The 16,106-nt window shown below is 70.3% G+C and carries 16 protein-coding genes and 1 pseudogene; 6 read left to right on the top strand and 11 right to left on the bottom strand.

The genetic code is table 11. The features are described 5' to 3' along the window. Window positions 1-149: 149 nt before the first annotated feature. From KUM40_RS13880 to KUM40_RS13870, 3 genes are all read left to right on the top strand, one after another. Window positions 150-1,160 (top strand): carboxymuconolactone decarboxylase family protein, encoded by a 1,011-nt coding sequence (locus KUM40_RS13880; RefSeq protein ID WP_217166155.1) that lies wholly within the window; start codon window positions 150-152, stop codon window positions 1,158-1,160. 363 nt (window positions 1,161-1,523) lie between these two features. Next, complete coding sequence (locus KUM40_RS13875) at window positions 1,524-2,186, top strand: hypothetical protein (protein ID WP_217166154.1); 663 nt, start codon at window positions 1,524-1,526, stop codon at window positions 2,184-2,186. 112 nt (window positions 2,187-2,298) lie between these two features. Continuing rightward, a complete protein-coding gene (locus KUM40_RS13870; RefSeq protein ID WP_374227380.1) occupies window positions 2,299-2,691 on the top strand; it encodes a transposase in 393 nt (130 codons plus the stop codon). A gap of 15 nt (window positions 2,692-2,706) precedes the next feature. On the opposite strand, the gene KUM40_RS13865 is transcribed toward KUM40_RS13870, so the two are convergent. From KUM40_RS13865 to KUM40_RS13850, 4 genes are all read right to left on the bottom strand, one after another. Continuing rightward, a complete protein-coding gene (locus KUM40_RS13865) occupies window positions 2,707-3,171 on the bottom strand; it encodes a GNAT family N-acetyltransferase (protein ID WP_308401137.1) in 465 nt (154 codons plus the stop codon). 75 nt (window positions 3,172-3,246) lie between these two features. Next, window positions 3,247-3,525 (bottom strand): hypothetical protein, encoded by a 279-nt coding sequence (locus tag KUM40_RS13860; protein WP_217166153.1) that lies wholly within the window; start codon window positions 3,523-3,525, stop codon window positions 3,247-3,249. Window positions 3,526-3,542: 17 nt separating this feature from the next. Beyond that, window positions 3,543-4,454, bottom strand: coding sequence for a radical SAM protein (locus KUM40_RS13855; protein WP_217166152.1), 912 nt, complete (start codon window positions 4,452-4,454; stop codon window positions 3,543-3,545). A gap of 166 nt (window positions 4,455-4,620) precedes the next feature. Then, window positions 4,621-5,214, bottom strand: coding sequence for a hypothetical protein (locus KUM40_RS13850; protein WP_217166150.1), 594 nt, complete (start codon window positions 5,212-5,214; stop codon window positions 4,621-4,623). A gap of 143 nt (window positions 5,215-5,357) precedes the next feature. Here KUM40_RS13850 and KUM40_RS13845 point away from each other — a divergent pair, with 143 nt between their 5' ends. The 3 genes and pseudogenes from KUM40_RS13845 to KUM40_RS13835 all read left to right on the top strand — a co-directional run. Continuing rightward, window positions 5,358-6,629: a hypothetical protein gene (locus KUM40_RS13845; protein WP_217166148.1), complete on the top strand. Its 1,272-nt coding sequence runs from the start codon at window positions 5,358-5,360 to the stop codon at window positions 6,627-6,629. Between the two features lie 3 nt (window positions 6,630-6,632). Further along, window positions 6,633-7,181, top strand: coding sequence for an N-acetyltransferase (locus tag KUM40_RS13840; protein WP_217166146.1), 549 nt, complete (start codon window positions 6,633-6,635; stop codon window positions 7,179-7,181). 270 nt (window positions 7,182-7,451) lie between these two features. Next, a pseudogene (locus KUM40_RS13835) lies at window positions 7,452-7,595 on the top strand (IS5/IS1182 family transposase); the annotation flags it as partial. A gap of 6 nt (window positions 7,596-7,601) precedes the next feature. Here KUM40_RS13835 and KUM40_RS13830 read toward each other — a convergent pair. The 7 genes from KUM40_RS13830 to KUM40_RS13800 all read right to left on the bottom strand — a co-directional run bounded on the left by KUM40_RS13830 (window position 7,602) and on the right by KUM40_RS13800 (window position 16,011). Continuing rightward, entirely contained in the window at window positions 7,602-8,057 is a 456-nt protein-coding gene (locus tag KUM40_RS13830; RefSeq protein WP_308401136.1) for a hypothetical protein, read from the bottom strand. Between the two features lie 81 nt (window positions 8,058-8,138). Continuing rightward, window positions 8,139-8,474 (bottom strand): hypothetical protein, encoded by a 336-nt coding sequence (locus KUM40_RS13825; protein ID WP_217166143.1) that lies wholly within the window; start codon window positions 8,472-8,474, stop codon window positions 8,139-8,141. Window positions 8,475-9,161: 687 nt separating this feature from the next. Further along, a complete protein-coding gene (locus tag KUM40_RS13820; protein WP_217166141.1) occupies window positions 9,162-10,712 on the bottom strand; it encodes an NCS1 family nucleobase:cation symporter-1 in 1,551 nt (516 codons plus the stop codon). A gap of 158 nt (window positions 10,713-10,870) precedes the next feature. Beyond that, on the bottom strand, window positions 10,871-11,893 hold the full coding sequence (locus tag KUM40_RS13815) for a TIGR03842 family LLM class F420-dependent oxidoreductase (RefSeq protein ID WP_217166140.1): 1,023 nt from the start codon (window positions 11,891-11,893) through the stop codon (window positions 10,871-10,873). A 27-nt stretch (window positions 11,894-11,920) separates the two neighbouring features. Beyond that, a complete protein-coding gene (gene hydA / locus KUM40_RS13810) occupies window positions 11,921-13,324 on the bottom strand; it encodes a dihydropyrimidinase (RefSeq protein ID WP_217166138.1) in 1,404 nt (467 codons plus the stop codon). Window positions 13,325-13,374: 50 nt separating this feature from the next. Next, complete coding sequence (locus KUM40_RS13805; protein ID WP_217166137.1) at window positions 13,375-14,217, bottom strand: nitrilase-related carbon-nitrogen hydrolase; 843 nt, start codon at window positions 14,215-14,217, stop codon at window positions 13,375-13,377. A gap of 147 nt (window positions 14,218-14,364) precedes the next feature. Beyond that, window positions 14,365-16,011: a PucR family transcriptional regulator gene (locus KUM40_RS13800; protein ID WP_217166135.1), complete on the bottom strand. Its 1,647-nt coding sequence runs from the start codon at window positions 16,009-16,011 to the stop codon at window positions 14,365-14,367. Window positions 16,012-16,106 lie beyond the last annotated feature (95 nt).

Below are 16,106 nucleotides of genomic sequence, written 5' to 3'. Positions count from 1 at the left end.
CCCGCCGACAGCCGCGTCGGTCCTGTGGACGGCTTGTGGACTACTCCCGGCGAAGTAGTGGGCCCGCCGACCGGGCCCCGGCGGCGCAGCGCCGACCGCATCCGGCCGTACGACGACTTCGGGCACCCCGGCGGCGCACGCTGCTGTCCATGCCCACACCCTTCCGTCACACCGAACCGCTGCCTCCGAAGGCGGCCACCGGACGCGTCGCCGAGGTCTACGCACAGGCCGCGCGGGACTTCGGCATCCCCGAACCCGCCCCGTTCGTCGTGCTCTCCTCGGCACCCGCACTCGTCGCCCCGGCCTGGGCGCTGATGCGCGAGTCCCTGATCGCCGGCCCCGGCGGCCGGACCGGCAAGGAGGTCGCCGCCTTCGGGGTGTCGCAGGCCAACAAGTGCCGGTTCTGCGTGGACGCGCACACCATGCTGCTGCACGCCACCGGCGACCACGGGCTGGCCGAGCGGCTGGCCCGGGGTCAGGAGCCGGCGGACGAGCAGCACGCGCGCGTGCTCGACTGGGCGCGGAGCACCCGCGTCCCGGGCGCCGCGCGGGAGCCGTACCCGTTCCCGTCCGAGGAGGCCCCCGGCTACCTCGGCACGGTGCTGGCCTCCCACTTCATCAACCGCGTCGTGTCGTCCCTGGTGACCGAGAACCTGCTCCCGGCCGACGCACAGCGGCTGCGTCCGGTACGGAGCCTGGCGGGCCGGTCGCTGTCCCGCGCCGTGCGTCGTCCCGCCGCGCCCGGCACCTCCCTGCCCCTGCTGGACGATCCCGGCCGGGGACCGGCGTGGGCGGCGGGAACGCCGGTCGGCCCGGCGTACGCGGCGCTGAGCGCCACCGCCACGACGGGCGCCGGTCTCCCGGACACCGACGACCAGAACCTCGTACGCGCCACCCTGCGCGACTGGGACGGCTCGCACCCGCCCGCCGCACCGGACCCGTTCCCCTCCCGGAGGGAGCGGCCCGGCGCACGGCTGGCGCTGCTGGCCGCGCTGGCGCCGTACCGGATCACGGACGCGGACGTGGCCGCGTGGCGCCGGCCCGAGCACACCGACCACTGCCTGGTGCACCTGGTCGCGTACGGCGCGTTCGCCGCCGTCGACCGCATCGAGAGCGCCCTGTCCGCACCCGCCACCCAGCAACTCGGGGATACCTCGTGACGCTCGCCGCCAACTCCCGCCAGGCCGAGGCCGGGTACCGGAGGTGACGGTCGCCCCGGTCACCGTGGAGGCGTTCTGGGAGCCGGGGCGTCCGGGACGCCGTCGACCTCCTGCGGTCGCGCTACCCGGGCCGCCCCGTCCCTGCAGGCCGGCTCGCCGAACCTGAGGCGGCGCTGCTCCCGCACGCCACGGACACCGGGGTACGGATGCGGGCGGGGGATGTGACTCATGACCGCCGTTCGTCTGCGTCACCGCGCGGCCACGCACCGAGTTCGCCCTTCCGCCCCACGGGGACTCGTGTGACACTGGCGTCCCGTCCGCAGTGCGGACCCTCTCCGCACCATCCCCCACGAGAAGTGCGCCGTGCGTTCTCTTCCCCTGCCGCTCGCCCTGACCGCCCGTCTGGCACCGGTCGCCGTACTCGCCACGGCGGGCTGGGCGCTGTCGTCCGGGCCGGACACGTCACCGGCCGCGAAGGACAAGACGCCGCCCGACACCACCAACAAGTCCGCTTCCGCACCGGCGACGCAGGCGGCGCCGAAGACCTACCCCGCCTCCCCGGCACCGTGCGAGAGCCTGGCCGAGAAGACGGTCACCTCACTGGTGCCGGGTGCCAAGGCGGCCGGCAAGGAGATCCCGTCCACGGACACCAAGGTGCGCCGTACCTGTTCCTGGAACGCGCTCAAGGGCTACGACTACCGCTGGCTCGACGTCTCCTTCGAGGTGATGGAGACGGACGAGGCGGCGCAGAAGTCGTACAAGGAGCGGGTCGCCGACCGCAGCGGCGGAGGCGAGGTGCCGGACCTCGGCGACGCGGCCTACTCCGTGGTGAACCTCACCACCGAGGACAAGCAGCAGACGCGCGAGGGAACCGTGCTGGTCCGCGCGTCCAACGCCCTGGTGATGATCACGTACAACGGCAGTGACTTCGAGTCGAAGAAGGCACCCGGTACGACTGAGATCAACAAGGGTGCCATCAAGGCGGCGAAGGAAGCGGTGGCGGCCTTGCAGGACGGTCAGAGCTGAGTGGCGGGGCCGGTCCGGCCGCCGCATCGTGCCGGTAGCGACCGCCCCGGACCGGCAAGACCGACTCAAGAGAGACAACCCCTGAGTTGATTCCGGCTTCGACGCGAAGGGTTTGGTCACGCGGGATCTGAGCATCGACTCCACCGTGTGCCGCGCCCATCAGCATGCGGCCGAGGCCCGCAAGCGGGGTGACCTGCAGAAGGAACCACTGGGCGGTGTCTTCACCGAACCTGGCGACCACGGACTGGGACGCTCACGCGACCGATTCACCACCAAGCTGCACCTGGCCGTCGAGCAAGGCCAGAAACCCATGTCGATCGTGATCACAGCAGGGCAGCGCGGGGACTCGCCGCGGTTCGAATCGGTGCTGGAGAACGTCCGCGTGCCCCGTATCCGACCAGGTCTGCCACGCGTCCGCCCCGCTCGAGTCCGCGCGGCGACAGGGTACGACCAGCTCGCCGTCCGTTACGAAGCCACCGTGCTGATCGCCGTGATCAATGAGTGACTGTGAGGCCGGCGTTCACGCCTCGTCCGAGGCCGTGAGCCCTGACGCCAGCGGCTTGAACATGTGCACGTCCGCATGTCCGCCGGGAATGCCCAGGGTTCGGCCGGTCTCGACATAGCCGTGCCGCTGGTAGAAGTCGGGGGCCTGGAAGGTGAAGGAAGAGACAGCTACGCGATCACAGCCGCGTCGCTGGGCCTCGGCCTCGGCAGCATGCAGGATCCTGCTGCCCCATCCACCCCTGCGGTCGTCCTCGCGCACCCACAGCAGTTCGATGCCACACAAACCACCCCAGGTCCAGGCAGCCAATCCGCCGATTAGCTCACCTGCTTCATCGGTGACCTTGACTGAAAACATGTCGCGATCGGCCGGACCTGTTGCAGCCGTGTTGAAGGCGATGAGTTCGGCAGTCAGACGTTCGTTGAGTTCGGCGTCGCGTGCGCCGGTGATCAGGGACGGGCTGGGGCTGTGGTGGGTTGTCACCGCGCGGAGTATGCCAGTCCGGCTGTGCCCTCGCACTCGATTACCGGGACCTTGATCCGCTCTTGCAACACACCCCTAGGCGACTCGCCGCTCACGCAGCGACTCGAGGGTCTGCCGGTACAACGGCCCGGAGTAGTGCACCGCGTCCTCACGTGTGGGCGCCGACGTCTCGATCAGGTTGTGCGCCACGGCCTTCAGCTCGGCCGACCAAAGCAGCACGTGCTCGCGCGCGTCCTTCCCGCAGGCCTGCGGTTCGTCGGGCAGGCACAGCGGCAGGGGCTGCGGCGCCAGCTTGTTCAGGGTGTGGCGCACGTACCCTGCGATGCGTGCCCACTCTTCCTCGGTGCGCTCCATGATCGTCGCCCTTTCGGTCAGTCTCCGGCCGGAGTGCCGATCGTAGCGCCCGTTTCGTCGGCTATCCGTGGGTCGCAGTGCCCCACGGACGGCACGCACGGACCGCACGGCCCGCACATGGGGAGGAACTGAGGCGGCGTGCAGGACTGCGCGGGCAGGTTCCCGTGCGCAGCTTGGATCTCGGAGCGGGCCCGGCGCGTGACCGGCCCGGACCAGATGTCTGCGATCGGCGTCTGCTTGACGTTGCCGAGGCTGATGAACCGGCCGAGGACGCACGGCCAGACGTCGCCGTCCGGGCCGATCGCCACCTTCCCGTCGGCGCAGTGCCCGCACAGATCGGCCATCGTCGGGGCCGCTCCTCGGCTGGCCCGTCCGAACGCGCGCGTCCGGTCGGCCCCGACGACGGTGAGGCCAAGGTCCTCGAGGTCCTGCTGCGCCTGGAGGGCGCGCTGCTCGGGGCGTACCTGGATGACCCCGCCGCGGAGGGTGAGGCCCAGTTCCTGTGCGCGCTGGATGTTGTCCCGGGTGCGGGCGTGTGAGCCCTTCCGGTCGGTCACGGCGTCGTGGTCGGCGGCGGTGTCGGAGTAGTACGACGTCGCCAGCCTGACGTCGTACTCCGTGAAGACGTGCCACAGATCCTCACTCACGGTCATGAGGTTGGAGAACACCTCAACCGTGAGGCCGGCCGTCCGGGCGTTGACGATCAACTGCTCGAGGTGCGGGTGCAGCACGGGCTCGCCGCCGATGAACTGGACATCGCTTGTGCCCATGGCTGCGAGCTGAGTGATCGTGTCCGTCCAATCGACGACGGTCATGGTGCCGTGCGTGCCGCGCGGCGTGGAGTTCGCATAGCAGTGGACGCACTCCAGATTGCAGCGCCCCGTGACCTCGAGCCACGCGAAGCCCAAGGGGACAACAGGCAACGTCATCTCAATCGCCTTCCTGCTTGGTGGGTTGGTGACTACCGGCCGGGCCGGAGCCCGGGCGGGGGCTTGTGGACGGCTGATCAGCAGCCGCAAGTGGCGATGCCCCAGATCAGCAGTCCGGCCAGCACCGCCAGGGCGCCGAGGCAGATGTACAGACGGGGGTCCCGCTTCACGCCGGCGACTCCTCGTCGGGATCCTGCAGGGCCAGCTCGTGCTGGCCGGCTGCGATGAGCCGGGCGATCGCGAGCGGTGCGCAGAGCGTGGCCATCGACGGCATCGGCACCGACCAGTACGACGCGTACGTTCGCCGGTCGAACTCGGTGTGGTCGACGCGCGGCACGCCGAGGTACGTGTCACGGCCGAGGCATTCCACGTCCCCCACACGCCAGTCGTCGGCCGTCTGGTGCCACGTGGTGGGCATGCTGGCCGGGACGAGGGCGTAGTACCGCCGGCCGCCCGGGTCACAGATGACCGGCCCGCCGCCGAGCGCCTCGCCAAGGAAGGCGTCGACCTCGGCCGACGGACCGTCCCCACTGGCGACGGCGAGCACCAAGCGCTGAGGCAGGCGCACCGCGGAGAACAGCGTGCCCAGCGGCAGCAGCGTGACCCCGTGCTGCTGCCACTCCATCCGAGCGCGGTCACGGCCCTGGTCATGGAGCGTCGACAGCAGCCAGTGCTCTACGGCCCGCTGCCGATCGGCTGTGGAGCGTACCAGCAGGCCGGGGCCCGTCTCGACGGGCCGTAATACGCGGTCTCTGTCCATGCCATGAGCAAACCCGAAGTGTCCGGTTGCCCATCAGGACGGAATCGGGGGCAGTTACCTACGGCCGACCGGACAGTTCTACTCAACGGACGGCGGCCACAAGGCTACCGTCGAAGGACTCGACAGCGGACACGGGGGTCGCCGTGGGCAAGCAGCGGAACCACAAGCTCGAGGCGTTATTGACCGAGTTCGGATTCACGCAGGCGCAGCTCGCCGACGAGGTCAATCAGGTCGCCGAAAACCTGTTCGGCAAGGCAGCTCAGTGCACAGACCGGCACGTCCGCCGGTGGGTCCGCGGCGAGGTGCAATGGCCGTGGGCACGCTACCTTCTGCCCTTGCAGGAGATTTTCGGCCGGAGTCCGGAGGCTATGGGATTCATCCCGCGCAAGTCGTCTCGGGTGCTGCCTCCGCCGCGGCGGTCGGCCCCCGTGAAGGAGCACCGCCCTGTGAGGCGACGCGAGTTCATCGCGGCCGGCCTCGCCACCGCTCTCGGCCTGGACACGATCCCCGCCCAGGGACGGCTGGGCACCAGCGATGTCGAACGTATCCGCGCCATTGTCCCCACCCTCTACCACCACGACCACGCTCTCGGCGGCGGCGCCCTGCACGACGCCGCGGCCGATGCGCTGGCACGCGTGCAACTTGCCCTCAACCACTGCGCCTACGGTGAGCGAGTGGAACGGCTGCTCTACTCAGCGGTCGGGGACCTGGCGGCCAGCGCTGGTTGGTTTGCGTATGACGCCGGCCGCCAAGATGAGGCCACCCGCCTCTACAGCGAGGCCCTGCAGGCGGGCATGCTGGCCTCGGACGGGATGCTGCAGGCCCGCGTCTGGTCCAACCTGGCCATGCAGGCGCGGCTTCTCGGCCGGGACCAGGAGGCCGTACGCATCGGCCGGGCCGCAGTCGAGACACGGCAGGCCAAAGCGGACCCATGGCTCATGGCGCTGCTGCACTGTCGGCAGGCAGTCGGTCACGCCCGCACCCGCGAGCGTATCCGCGCGCAGCGGTCCCTGGCTCGGGCCGAGTCCTCCTTCGACCGCGCCCAGGGCGAGCCGGTGGCCTGGCTGACGTTCCTCACTCCTGCCGAGATCACCGGTCTCGCCGGTGCCGCCCATCACGCGCTCGGCCAGTACGGCCGCGCCGAGGAGCTCACCGCGTCTGCGCTCGGCATGCTCGAGCCGCGCTTCGAACGCAACCGCGTCTACTACACCGTCCAGCGCGCGCAGGCCCTCCTCGATGGCGGCGACATCGAAGAGGCCACGGCCCAAGCCGGGCGCGCGGTCGGCCTTGCTGAGCGCGTGCAGAGCGACCGGGTCCGGGGGAAGATCGCTGATCTGCGTCAGCAGCTACAGCGGCACGCCCATGTTCCTGTGGCGCAGGACTTCGTGGAACGAACGCGACGCAACGGAGCGTGAGGAATGGACGACGAATTGCGGCTCGAGCGCCGGGATGCGGCAGGGCTGACGGACATCCGGCCGCAGTTGCTCGAGGTGTACGCCGAGGTCTACGCCGACCGGCTCGGCGAGGAGTTCCACTCGCTGGCCCGCTTCGACGAACGGCTCGGCTGGAACACCGATGTCCCAGGGTTCGCGGCAGTCGTCGGGTGGTGCGGCGGCCGGCCGATCGGCTACGCCTACGGCTGCACCTTGCAGGCGACGACGCGCTGGTGGAACGGTCTGCGCACCCCCGTCGCCGACGGTGCGACGGAGGAGACCGGGCACCGGACCTTCGCCCTGTCGGAGCTCATGGTGACCGTCACCGTACGCGGCACCGGCATCGCGCGTCGTGTCCACGACGAGCTGCTGCGCGGCCGCACCGAAGACCGTGCGACGCTGCTCGTCGAGCGCGACCACCCGAAGGTGCGGGCCCTGTACGAGGCATGGGGCTACGAGCCTTTCGGCGAGGTCATGCCGTTCCCGGACGCTCCGCTCTACGACGCGATGCTGCTGCAACTGCCGACGGCATGACGAAGTGGCCCGTTGGGGAGGACGGGGGCCGTGCAGGGTCTTCCTGGTACTACGGGATCAGGTACTGCATGAGGTAGCCGGCGCCATGCACAGGACACCGACAGCGCCCGCGGCCGCCCGCTGCTTCCGCTCGACGCTGGTCATGCGGGTCTCGACTGCGTCGATGCGCGCAGTCTCAGTGTGCTGCCGCTCGGACTGGTCCGGTCGGCTCCTACAACGGTGAGGCCCGGGTCCTTCAAATCCTGCTGGGCTTGCAGGATTCGCTGTCGGGTTGTCGAACGAACTATCTCCTGGCTGGCCGGCTGCCGACGCCTACACCGCCGCTACGAACGCAAGCCCGAGCACTTCCTCGCCTTCGTCGGCATAGCCGTAACCCTCATCTGTCACCGCCGCCTTGTCCGCGTGGACAGGTAGGACCAGTCAGTGTGAGGCTCCGACACTGCTGACCCAGACATGGAAGGGTGCGGTCTCCGCCTCGGTCTCGGTCTGCTCCGAGCGACTCTGCTCGTCTTCCAGGTCCGACCACGCGACGGAGCCGGGCCCGTTGTCTGCCAAAAAGCCCTCGACGATCGGACCGAGGTCGTCGGAAGCCACATAGATACCGCCGAACGGCAACGCGTCCGGGGTCACGGAACCGGTCGAGCACCGGAGCTTCCGGGCCTGTTCGTCGTGCCACACGTAGAACGTCACCGCCTCGGAGAAGTCCAGTCCAAGAATGCGCTCCTGGATGGCTGCAGCGGTCCGCTCGAACGCAGCCACCACCTCGGCGGCGGACAACGACCTCCTGTCCTCGTCCGCCGCACCCAGCGACCAGGTATTGGTCTCCCACTCCACCCGACGGTCAGATAGCTCCAGCACCAGGGGCTCGTCCGCCACCTCGGCAATCCACGTCAACAACACAGCAGCAGTATCCCTGCGTTGCCAGGCCCCTGCGGGGTCCGATGCCCCGGAGATCGGCTACCCCCGCAGAAGGCGCCGGCGGAGCTTCTCCTGCTCCTTGCTCCGTGCGGGAGCGGGCGGTTGCGGCTGGGGCGCGCCGGCCGCGTGAGCGAGGTCGTGTTCCAGGCGGTCGCTCGTGCGCAGGATGTCCGCGTCGGCCCACGGCGCGGGCCAGGCCATCACGAGGTAGTCCTCCACCGGTTCGGGACTGGTCTTGTCCGGGAGGGTGCCGCGGCCTCGCGCGTGGACGCGGAGCCGGTAGCAGCCCGGGCCCACTGTGCTGAGGAGGGCAAGACCGTCGACCGGGCCCTGCTCAAGGGATTCGACCCACAGGCTGCCCGTGGGAGCATGCACGCTGACTTCCACGATTTCTTCCCAGAGGGCATCTGCGGGCCCGGGTGGTGGGCCGGTCACAGGGGTTGCGGTTGCCCGGATCTCGCCGGTATGGATTCCCGTGACTATAAGAGCCCCGTGTGACATGGGGACGGCGAATCCGTTGCTCCAGTCCACCGTCTGAACAGAGATTTCTCCGGCGTCGAGAACACCGAAAGTGCCTTCGGGGACGTACACGTCGTGTGCGGCGCTCATGGGAAATCCCGGCTGGTACGGCATAGCTCCGGGTGAAAGCCTGCCACAGGAAACGGTGACTCTGAAGGGGTCTCCGTCGAGGACACGCTCAGCTCGGAAGAACTGGGTGTCCAGACCGCCCTGAGCCCTGTTCTCCGTGGCCGTGATCATGCAGACGCTGACGCCCGTCGGGCCGGTCCCAGCGACGTCTTCGAGTCGGCCCGCCGCGTGTGGGTCCCACTGGCCACCGTCCCCGACCTGAACGAGCGCGACGAGATCCGATCCACCGACGCCGACGCCGCGCTCTTGATGCTGCACCTCCTCCGTCTCGGCTGAACACAGGCATACGCGAACGCTCTGGTGGTAGTCACGTGCAGCGGCCGGCTTCGCGTCGAAGAAGGCGCCCGGTACGACGGAGGTCAGCAGGGGCGCCCTCAAGGCGGCCAGGGAGGCCGTGGCCGCCTTGCAGGACGGTCAGGGCTGAGCAGCGGGGCGGGCCGCCTCGACACCCGGCCGGGTGACAGGCAGCAGCATCAGCGCCAGGTAGAGCGCCAGGGCCGTGCCCAGGCCCACCGCCCAGCCGTAGTCGGCCAGCGGTTCGAGGAACGGCAGCGGTCGGCCGTCGATCAAGGGGTGGAAGTCGGCGCCGCCGATGGCCAGGACACCGCCGACGACGAAGGCGAGGACGGCCCGCCAGTTCCAGCCGCCCTCGTACCAGTAGCGTCCGCCCGCGCGGTACAGGTCGACGAGGTCGAGGCGGGCGCGGCGCAGGATCCAGTAGTCGGCGATCAGGATGCCGGCCACCGTGCCGAGCAGCCCGCCGACCAGGCCGAGCCAGGTGAAGATGTAGCCCTGCGGGTCGGAGTACAGCTTCCACGGGCAGATCAGTACCGCCAGGACGGACGTGATGAGCGCGCCCGACCGGAAACTCACCTTGCGCGGGGCGACGTTGGAGAAATCGAAGGACGGTGAGACCAGGTTGGCGGCGATGTTCACGGAGAGGGTCGCCACCAGGATGGTCACCAGCGCGAAGAGCAGCCCCACCACGTTGTCCGTCTTGGCGGCGAGTTGTACCGGGTCCCAGATGGCCTCGCCGTAGACCGCCTGTGAGCCGGAGGTGACCATCACGGACAGGAACGCGAACAGCGTCATGGTGGTGGGCAGTCCGAGGGCCTGGCCGCGGGTCTGGGCCTTCTGGCTCTTTCCGTAGCGGGTGAAGTCCGGAATGTTGAGGGACAGCGTGGACCAGAAGCCGATCATGCCCATCAGGGAGGGCCAGAACAGCTCCCAGAAGTCGGCGCCCCAGCCCAGCTTCGACGGCTGGTCGAAGAGCGGGCCGAACCCGCCCGCCTTGTCGGCCATCCACCACAGCATCACGAAGGCGCCGACGAGGACGAAGGGCGCGGCCCAGTTCTCGAAGCGGCGGATGGTCTCCATGCCTCGGTAGATGATGGCGACCTGGATCGCCCAGAAGATCGCGAAGGACAGCCACATCGTCCAGGCGTAGCCGCCGACCGTGCCGGCGTTGGTCCAGCCGTCGCCGATCAGCTTGCCGGCCAGGAAGTAGATGGCCTCGCCGCCGATCCAGGTCTGGATGCCGAACCAGCCGCATGCCACCAACGCCCGTACCACGGCGGGCAGGTTGGCGCCCCGGATGCCGAAGGAGGCGCGGGCGAACACCGGGAAGGGGATGCCGTACTTCGGGCCCGCGTGCCCGGTGAGCAGCATCGGGGCGAGCACGATCAGGTTGGCCAGGGCGATGGTGAACACCGCCTGCTTCCAGTCCATGCCGACGGCGATGAGACCGGAGGCGAGGGTCCAGGAGGCCGTGTTGTGGGCCATGCCGACCCACAGCGCGGAGAAGTTGTACGTGGTCCAGGTGCGCTTGCCGACGGGAACCGGCAGCAGGTCGTCGTTGGCGTAGCGGCCGCTCGGCGGCGGGGAGCTCGGGGCGAGCTCCACGCGCCCGTCGGGGAGGGTGACTTGGACGGACGGCGGTATGGCCGTGGGCGCGGTGTCGGTCATGGGCAGGCCAATCATGCGGCGGTGGGACGGGAGAGCGGGAGAGGCCGTGCGGGCGGTAACGAGGGGGCGCGGGTGGTGTACCGAGGCGTGCGCGGGTGGTACCGAGGGTGCGCGGGTGCGCCCTGTTCCCCCTCCCCGGGGTGGGAGGGGGAGTCGGATCAGGCGTTGACGGCCGGGATGACCTGCGTGCCGTAGGTGTCGATCACGGCTTCCTGCGCGTCGTGCATGTCGTACAGCGCGAACTGGTCGACGCCGAGGGCGCGCAGGGCGGTCAGCTTCTCGATGTGCTTCTCGACCGGCCCGATCAGGCAGAACCGGTCGACGATCTCGTCCGGCACGAACCGGGTGTCGGGATTGCCGCTGCGCCCGTGGTGGGCGTAGTCGTAGCCTTCGCGGGCCTTGATGTAGTCGGTGAGTTCGTCGGGTACGGCGCCGGTGTGGGCGCCGTACTTGGAGACCAGGTCGGCCACGTGGTTGCCGACCATGCCGCCGAACCAGCGGCACTGCTCACGCGCGTGGGCGAGGGCCTCGGGCGAGTCGTCGGCGGTGACGTAGGCGGGGGCCGCCACGCAGATCGTCACCTCGGACGGGTCGCGTCCGGCGGCCTCGGCGGCGTCCCGGACGGCCTTGACCATGTACTCGGTCAGGTAGAGGTCGGCGAGCTGGAGGATGAATCCGTCGGCCTCCTCGCCGGTCATCTTCAGCGCCTTGGGGCCGTACGCCGCCATCCACACGGGGACTTCGGCGCCCGGTTTCACCCAGGGGAACCTGACGACGGTGCCGCCGCCGAGGTCGGCCTCCTCTCCCCTGCCCAGCGCGCGGATGACCTTGATGGCTTCGCTTATCCGGGCGAGGGTGTTGGGTTTGCGGCCCGCGACCCGCATCGCGGAGTCGCCGCGGCCGATGCCGCAGACGGTGCGGTTGCCGAACATGTCGTTGAGGGTGGCGAAGGTGGAGGCGGTCACCTCCCAGGTGCGGGTGCCCGGGTTGGTGACCATCGGGCCGATCTTGAGTGTGCTGGTGTTGGCCAGGACCTGGCTGTAGATCACGAACGGCTCCTGCCACAGCACGGCGGAGTCGAAGGTCCAGCCGTGGCCGAAGCCGTTGCGCTCGGCCCGTTGCATCAGGCTGACGACGCGGGAGGCCGGCGGGTCGGTCTGCAGGACGAGTCCGAAGTCCATGAGCGGGGCTCCTAGTTCAGGTACTGACTAGTTCAGGTACTGACAGGTGGAGCGTGGGGTGTAGACGCCGTGGCCCTTGCGCCCGGTGTACTCCCGCTCGGTGACGACCGGTTCGCCGCGCGAGAGCACGGTCTCCACGCGTCCGGTGATCCGCTTGCCCTCGTACGCCGAGTAGTCGACGTTCATGTGGTGGGTCTCGGCGGAGACGACCTGTTCGGCGTCCGGGTCGTAGACGACGATGTCGGCGTCGGCGCCGGGCGCGATGGTGCCCTTCTTCGGATAGAGGCCGAACATGCGGGCCGGGGTGGCGCAGGCGATCTCGATCCAGCGGCGGCGGCTGATGCGGCCCTCGACGACGGCCTGATGGAGGAGGTCCATGCGGTTCTCGACGCCCGGCATGCCGTTGGGGATCTTGGAGAAGTCGCCGCGGCCCAGCTCCTTCTGGCCCACGAAGCAGAAGGGGCAGTGGTCGGTGGAGACGACCTGGAGGTCGTTGGTGCGCAGGCCCCGCCACAGGGCCGCCTGGTGCTCGCGCGGGCGCAGCGGGGTGCTGCACACGTACTTGGCGCCCTCGAAGTCGGGTTCGGCGAGGTTGTCGGTGGACAGGAACAGGTACTGCGGGCAGGTCTCGCCGAAGACGGGGAGACCCTCGTCGCGGGCGCGGGTCAGCTCCGCGACCGCCTCCGTCGCCGAGACGTGCACGACGTACAGCGGCGCCCCGGCGACCTGCGCGAGCCGGATGGCGCGGTGGGTGGCCTCGGCCTCCAGGAGGGCCTTGCGGACCTCGCCGTGGAAGCGGGGGTCTCTCTCGCCGCGGGCGAGGGCCTGCTCGACCAGGACGTCGATCGCGATGCCGTTCTCGGCGTGCATCATGATCAGGCCGCCGTTGTCGGCGGCGCGCTGCATGGCGCGCAGGATCTGGCCGTCGTCGGAGTAGAAGACGCCGGGGTACGCCATGAACTGCTTGAACGACGTGACCCCTTCTTCTACGAGGAGATCCATCTCCTTCAGTGTCTCGGCGTTCACATCGGAGACGATCATGTGGAAGCCGTAGTCGACGGCGCAGTTGCCCTCGGCCTTGGCGTGCCAGGCGTCCAGGCCCTCGCGCAGGGAGTGGCCGACGCTCTGGATGGCGAAGTCGACGATGGTGGTCGTGCCGCCCCAGGCGGCGGCCCTGGTGCCGGTCTCGAAGGTGTCGGCGGCGTAGGTGCCGCCGAAGGGCATCTCCATGTGGGTGTGCCCGTCGACGCCGCCCGGGATGACGTACTTGCCGCTCGCGTCGACGACGTGCTCGGCGGTGAACGCCTCGGCCGCCGGGGTGCCGGTCGCCGCGAGGGCGGCGACGCGGCCGTCCTCGATCAGGACGTCGGCGTGGATCTCGTCGGACGCGGTGATGACGAGGCCACCGCGGATGACGGTACGGCTGCTCATACTGCTGTTCCCTCCTGTCAGGGGCACCGGTCGGGTCGACGTCACGGTGGTCAGGGCGCGGTCAGCGGGGAGTACGCGCCCGGAGCGCGGTCGCGGTAGAACTGCCAGCGGTCGCGGACCTCGCGCAGCTTGTCCATGTCCAGGTCGCGGACGACGAGTTCGGTCTCCTTGTCGCTCGCGACCTCGCCGACGAACCGCGCCTCGGGGTCGACGAAGTACGAGGTGCCGTAGAAGTCGTTGTCGCCCAGCTCCTCCACGCCGACGCGGTTGATGGCGCCGACGAAGTACTCGTTGGCGACGGCCGCCGCCGGCTGCTCCAACTGCCACAGGTAGCCGGACAGGCCGCGCGAGGTGGCCGACGGGTTGAAGACGACCTCGGCGCCCGACAGGCCCAGTGCCCGCCAGCCCTCCGGGAAGTGCCGGTCGTAGCAGATGTAGACGCCGATCCTGCCGACGGCGGTGTCGAAGACCGGCCAGCCGGAGTTGCCGGGGCGGAAGTAGAACTTCTCCCAGAAGCCCCGCACCTGCGGGATGTGCGTCTTGCGGTACTTGCCGAGGTAGGAGCCGTCGGCGTCGATGACGGCGGCGGTGTTGTAGAGGACGCCGGGCTGCTCCTCCTCGTACATCGGCAGCACCAGGACGATGCCGTGCTCGCGGGCGAGGCGCTGGAAGCGCTCGACTACGGGGCCGTCGGGGACGCGTTCGGCGTAGGCGTAGAACTCGGGGTCCTGGACCTGGCAGAAGTACGGTCCGTAGAACAGTTCCTGGAAGCACATGACCTGTGCGGCCTGGGCGGCGGCGTCGCGCACCGCCTGCTCGTGGACCTTGATCATCGATTCCTTGTCGCCCGTCCAGGCGGTCTGGAAGAGCGCGGCACGGATCACTCGGCTCATCTTCGGCCTCCACTCGCTCGATTCGCTCGGTGTGGCGCTCGGTGTGGCGCTCGGTGTGGCGCTCGGTGTACGGCGAGACTAGGGACGGCGGGTGGCCGAAATGAGTGGCACGGTGTCACGTCTGCGGGGGTCGGGCATTGCACGGTGTCACCCCTGTTGCGCGTCGTGGGCGAGGAGCGCGATGTGGACGGAGGCGGCTTGTTCGAAGTCGTCGAGGTCGACGTCGAGGCGGCCCTGTATGGCCTCCAGGCGGCGGTAGAGGGCGGGCCGGGAGACGTGGTGGAGCTGGGCTGTGCGGGACTTGTTGCGTCCGGTGGCGAGGTAGGTGCGCAACACGGACAGCAGGTCCTCGTCGGGGCCGCGCAGCAGTCCGTCCAGCTCGCGCTCGGCGAAGGACTGGACGTGCGGGTCGTCGCGCAGCAGCCGGACCAGGCCGCGCAGGTGGATGTCGCGCAGGCGCACGACGGGCGGCAGGTCCAGGGGTGCCGGGGAGTCGGCGACGGCGTCGGCGACGTGCTGGGCCTCGCGCAGTCCCGCGGGTACGTCGGCCCAGTCGGCGCGGGCGTCGGCCGCCGCGACCACGGCGTGGCAGGAGTCCGGTTCCGAGCGCAGCCGGGTCGCGAAGTGGGCGGTCAGCGCCCTGGCGTCCTGGTCGGGGGCGAGGCTGAGCAGGACGGCGACGCGGTCGTCGGCGAGACGCGCGGCGATTCCCGGCAGGCCCAGCAGCCGCAGCACCCGGGCCGGGCGGGCGGGCTGCCGCTCGCGGACGACGAGGGGGACGAAGACGCGCCGGTTGACCGGCAGTCCGGCGGCGCGGGCCCGGGACAGCAGTTGGCGCGCCGGTACGGCCCCGCTGACCAGGTCGGTGAGCAGGCTCCGCGCGGACTGCTCCTCCCAGGAGTCCCAGGAGCCGCCCGTGCCGCCCGTGCCGCCCGTGCCGCCCGTGCCGCCGGAGCCCTGGACGTGGGTGCCGTCACCGGCGAGCATGCGGTGCAGGACGAGGGCCTCGGCGGCGCGGTCGGCGAGCAGCCGTCCGGCGGCGCGGTCCCCGCCGTAGCCGCACAGCACCAGCCGCCCCCAGCGCTCGCCGCGGCAGCTCAGCTCGGCGCGGATCCAGCCGTCGGCGGACCCGGCCCCGGCCTGGCGGGCGATGCGCTCCCAGTCGCGGAGCACGTCGTCGACGGCGGGCCGCTCCCCCGCCGTGGCGAGGACGCGGTGGGCGAGGTTGGTGACGACGACCGGGCAGCCGCCGTGCCGGGCCACCTCGTCGAGCAGGCGCTGCACCGGGGCGCCCGCGGTGATCAGTCCGGTCAGTTCGGTGCGTACGGCCTCGGAGAGGCTGACGGCGGCGAACTTGCGCCGCAGCAGCCGGGACTGCACCTCCTCGGTCAGCTCAGCGAACGGGAAGGGCCGGTGCAGGACGACCATGGGCAGTCCGCACCGCTCGGCCGCCCGGCGCATCACCTCGGGCGGGGCGGGGAAGGCGCGGCCGAGGCCGAGCACGACGGCCGCGGCCTCGGCGCGGTCCAGGGAGCGGACGTACTCGCCTTGCTTGTCCTCGTCACCGGCGAGCAGCACGCCGGTGGTGAGCACCATCTCGCCGCCGCTGAGCATCACGCCGACGTCGGCGGCCTCGGCGACGTGCACCCAGCGCACGGGCCGGTCGAGCCGGTGTGCGCCGGCCACCACCTCGGGCTGCCCGGCCAGCACCCGTTCGAGACCGAGGACCTGACGGACCGACAGGGCGGGTTCCCAGGGCGGCTGCTGGTCCAGGGTCTGCGGGGTGGAGGTCATGGCGGCGGTTCCTCTGCTCGGGATGCGCGCTCGGGACGCTGCGGTCGGGTGCTCCGCAGGGCGCGTGCGTTCTCGTTCGCTCCGCGGGGCGCGTG

It is taken from the genome of Streptomyces sp. AC512_CC834 (assembly GCF_019049325.1).
Taxonomy (GTDB): Bacteria; Actinomycetota; Actinomycetes; order Streptomycetales; family Streptomycetaceae; genus Streptomyces.
The sequence above is the reverse complement of the archived record's forward strand: the minus strand, read 5'-3'. Positions and strand labels throughout refer to the sequence as shown.

What these genes read in the sequence shown, in the direction of transcription:
- KUM40_RS13880 (WP_217166155.1), top strand. Translation starts at nt 150, where the DNA reads ATGCCCACACCCTTCCGTCACACCGAACCGCTGCCTCCGAAGGCGGCC.
- KUM40_RS13860 (WP_217166153.1), bottom strand. Translation starts at nt 3,525, where the DNA reads ATGGAGCGCACCGAGGAAGAGTGGGCACGCATCGCAGGGTACGTGCGC.
- KUM40_RS13855 (WP_217166152.1), bottom strand. Translation starts at nt 4,454, where the DNA reads ATGACGTTGCCTGTTGTCCCCTTGGGCTTCGCGTGGCTCGAGGTCACG.
- KUM40_RS13850 (WP_217166150.1), bottom strand. Translation starts at nt 5,214, where the DNA reads ATGGACAGAGACCGCGTATTACGGCCCGTCGAGACGGGCCCCGGCCTG.
- KUM40_RS13840 (WP_217166146.1), top strand. Translation starts at nt 6,633, where the DNA reads ATGGACGACGAATTGCGGCTCGAGCGCCGGGATGCGGCAGGGCTGACG.
- KUM40_RS13820 (WP_217166141.1), bottom strand. Translation starts at nt 10,712, where the DNA reads ATGACCGACACCGCGCCCACGGCCATACCGCCGTCCGTCCAAGTCACC.
- KUM40_RS13815 (WP_217166140.1), bottom strand. Translation starts at nt 11,893, where the DNA reads ATGGACTTCGGACTCGTCCTGCAGACCGACCCGCCGGCCTCCCGCGTC.
- hydA (WP_217166138.1), bottom strand. Translation starts at nt 13,324, where the DNA reads ATGAGCAGCCGTACCGTCATCCGCGGTGGCCTCGTCATCACCGCGTCC.
- KUM40_RS13805 (WP_217166137.1), bottom strand. Translation starts at nt 14,217, where the DNA reads ATGAGCCGAGTGATCCGTGCCGCGCTCTTCCAGACCGCCTGGACGGGC.
- KUM40_RS13800 (WP_217166135.1), bottom strand. Translation starts at nt 16,011, where the DNA reads ATGACCTCCACCCCGCAGACCCTGGACCAGCAGCCGCCCTGGGAACCC.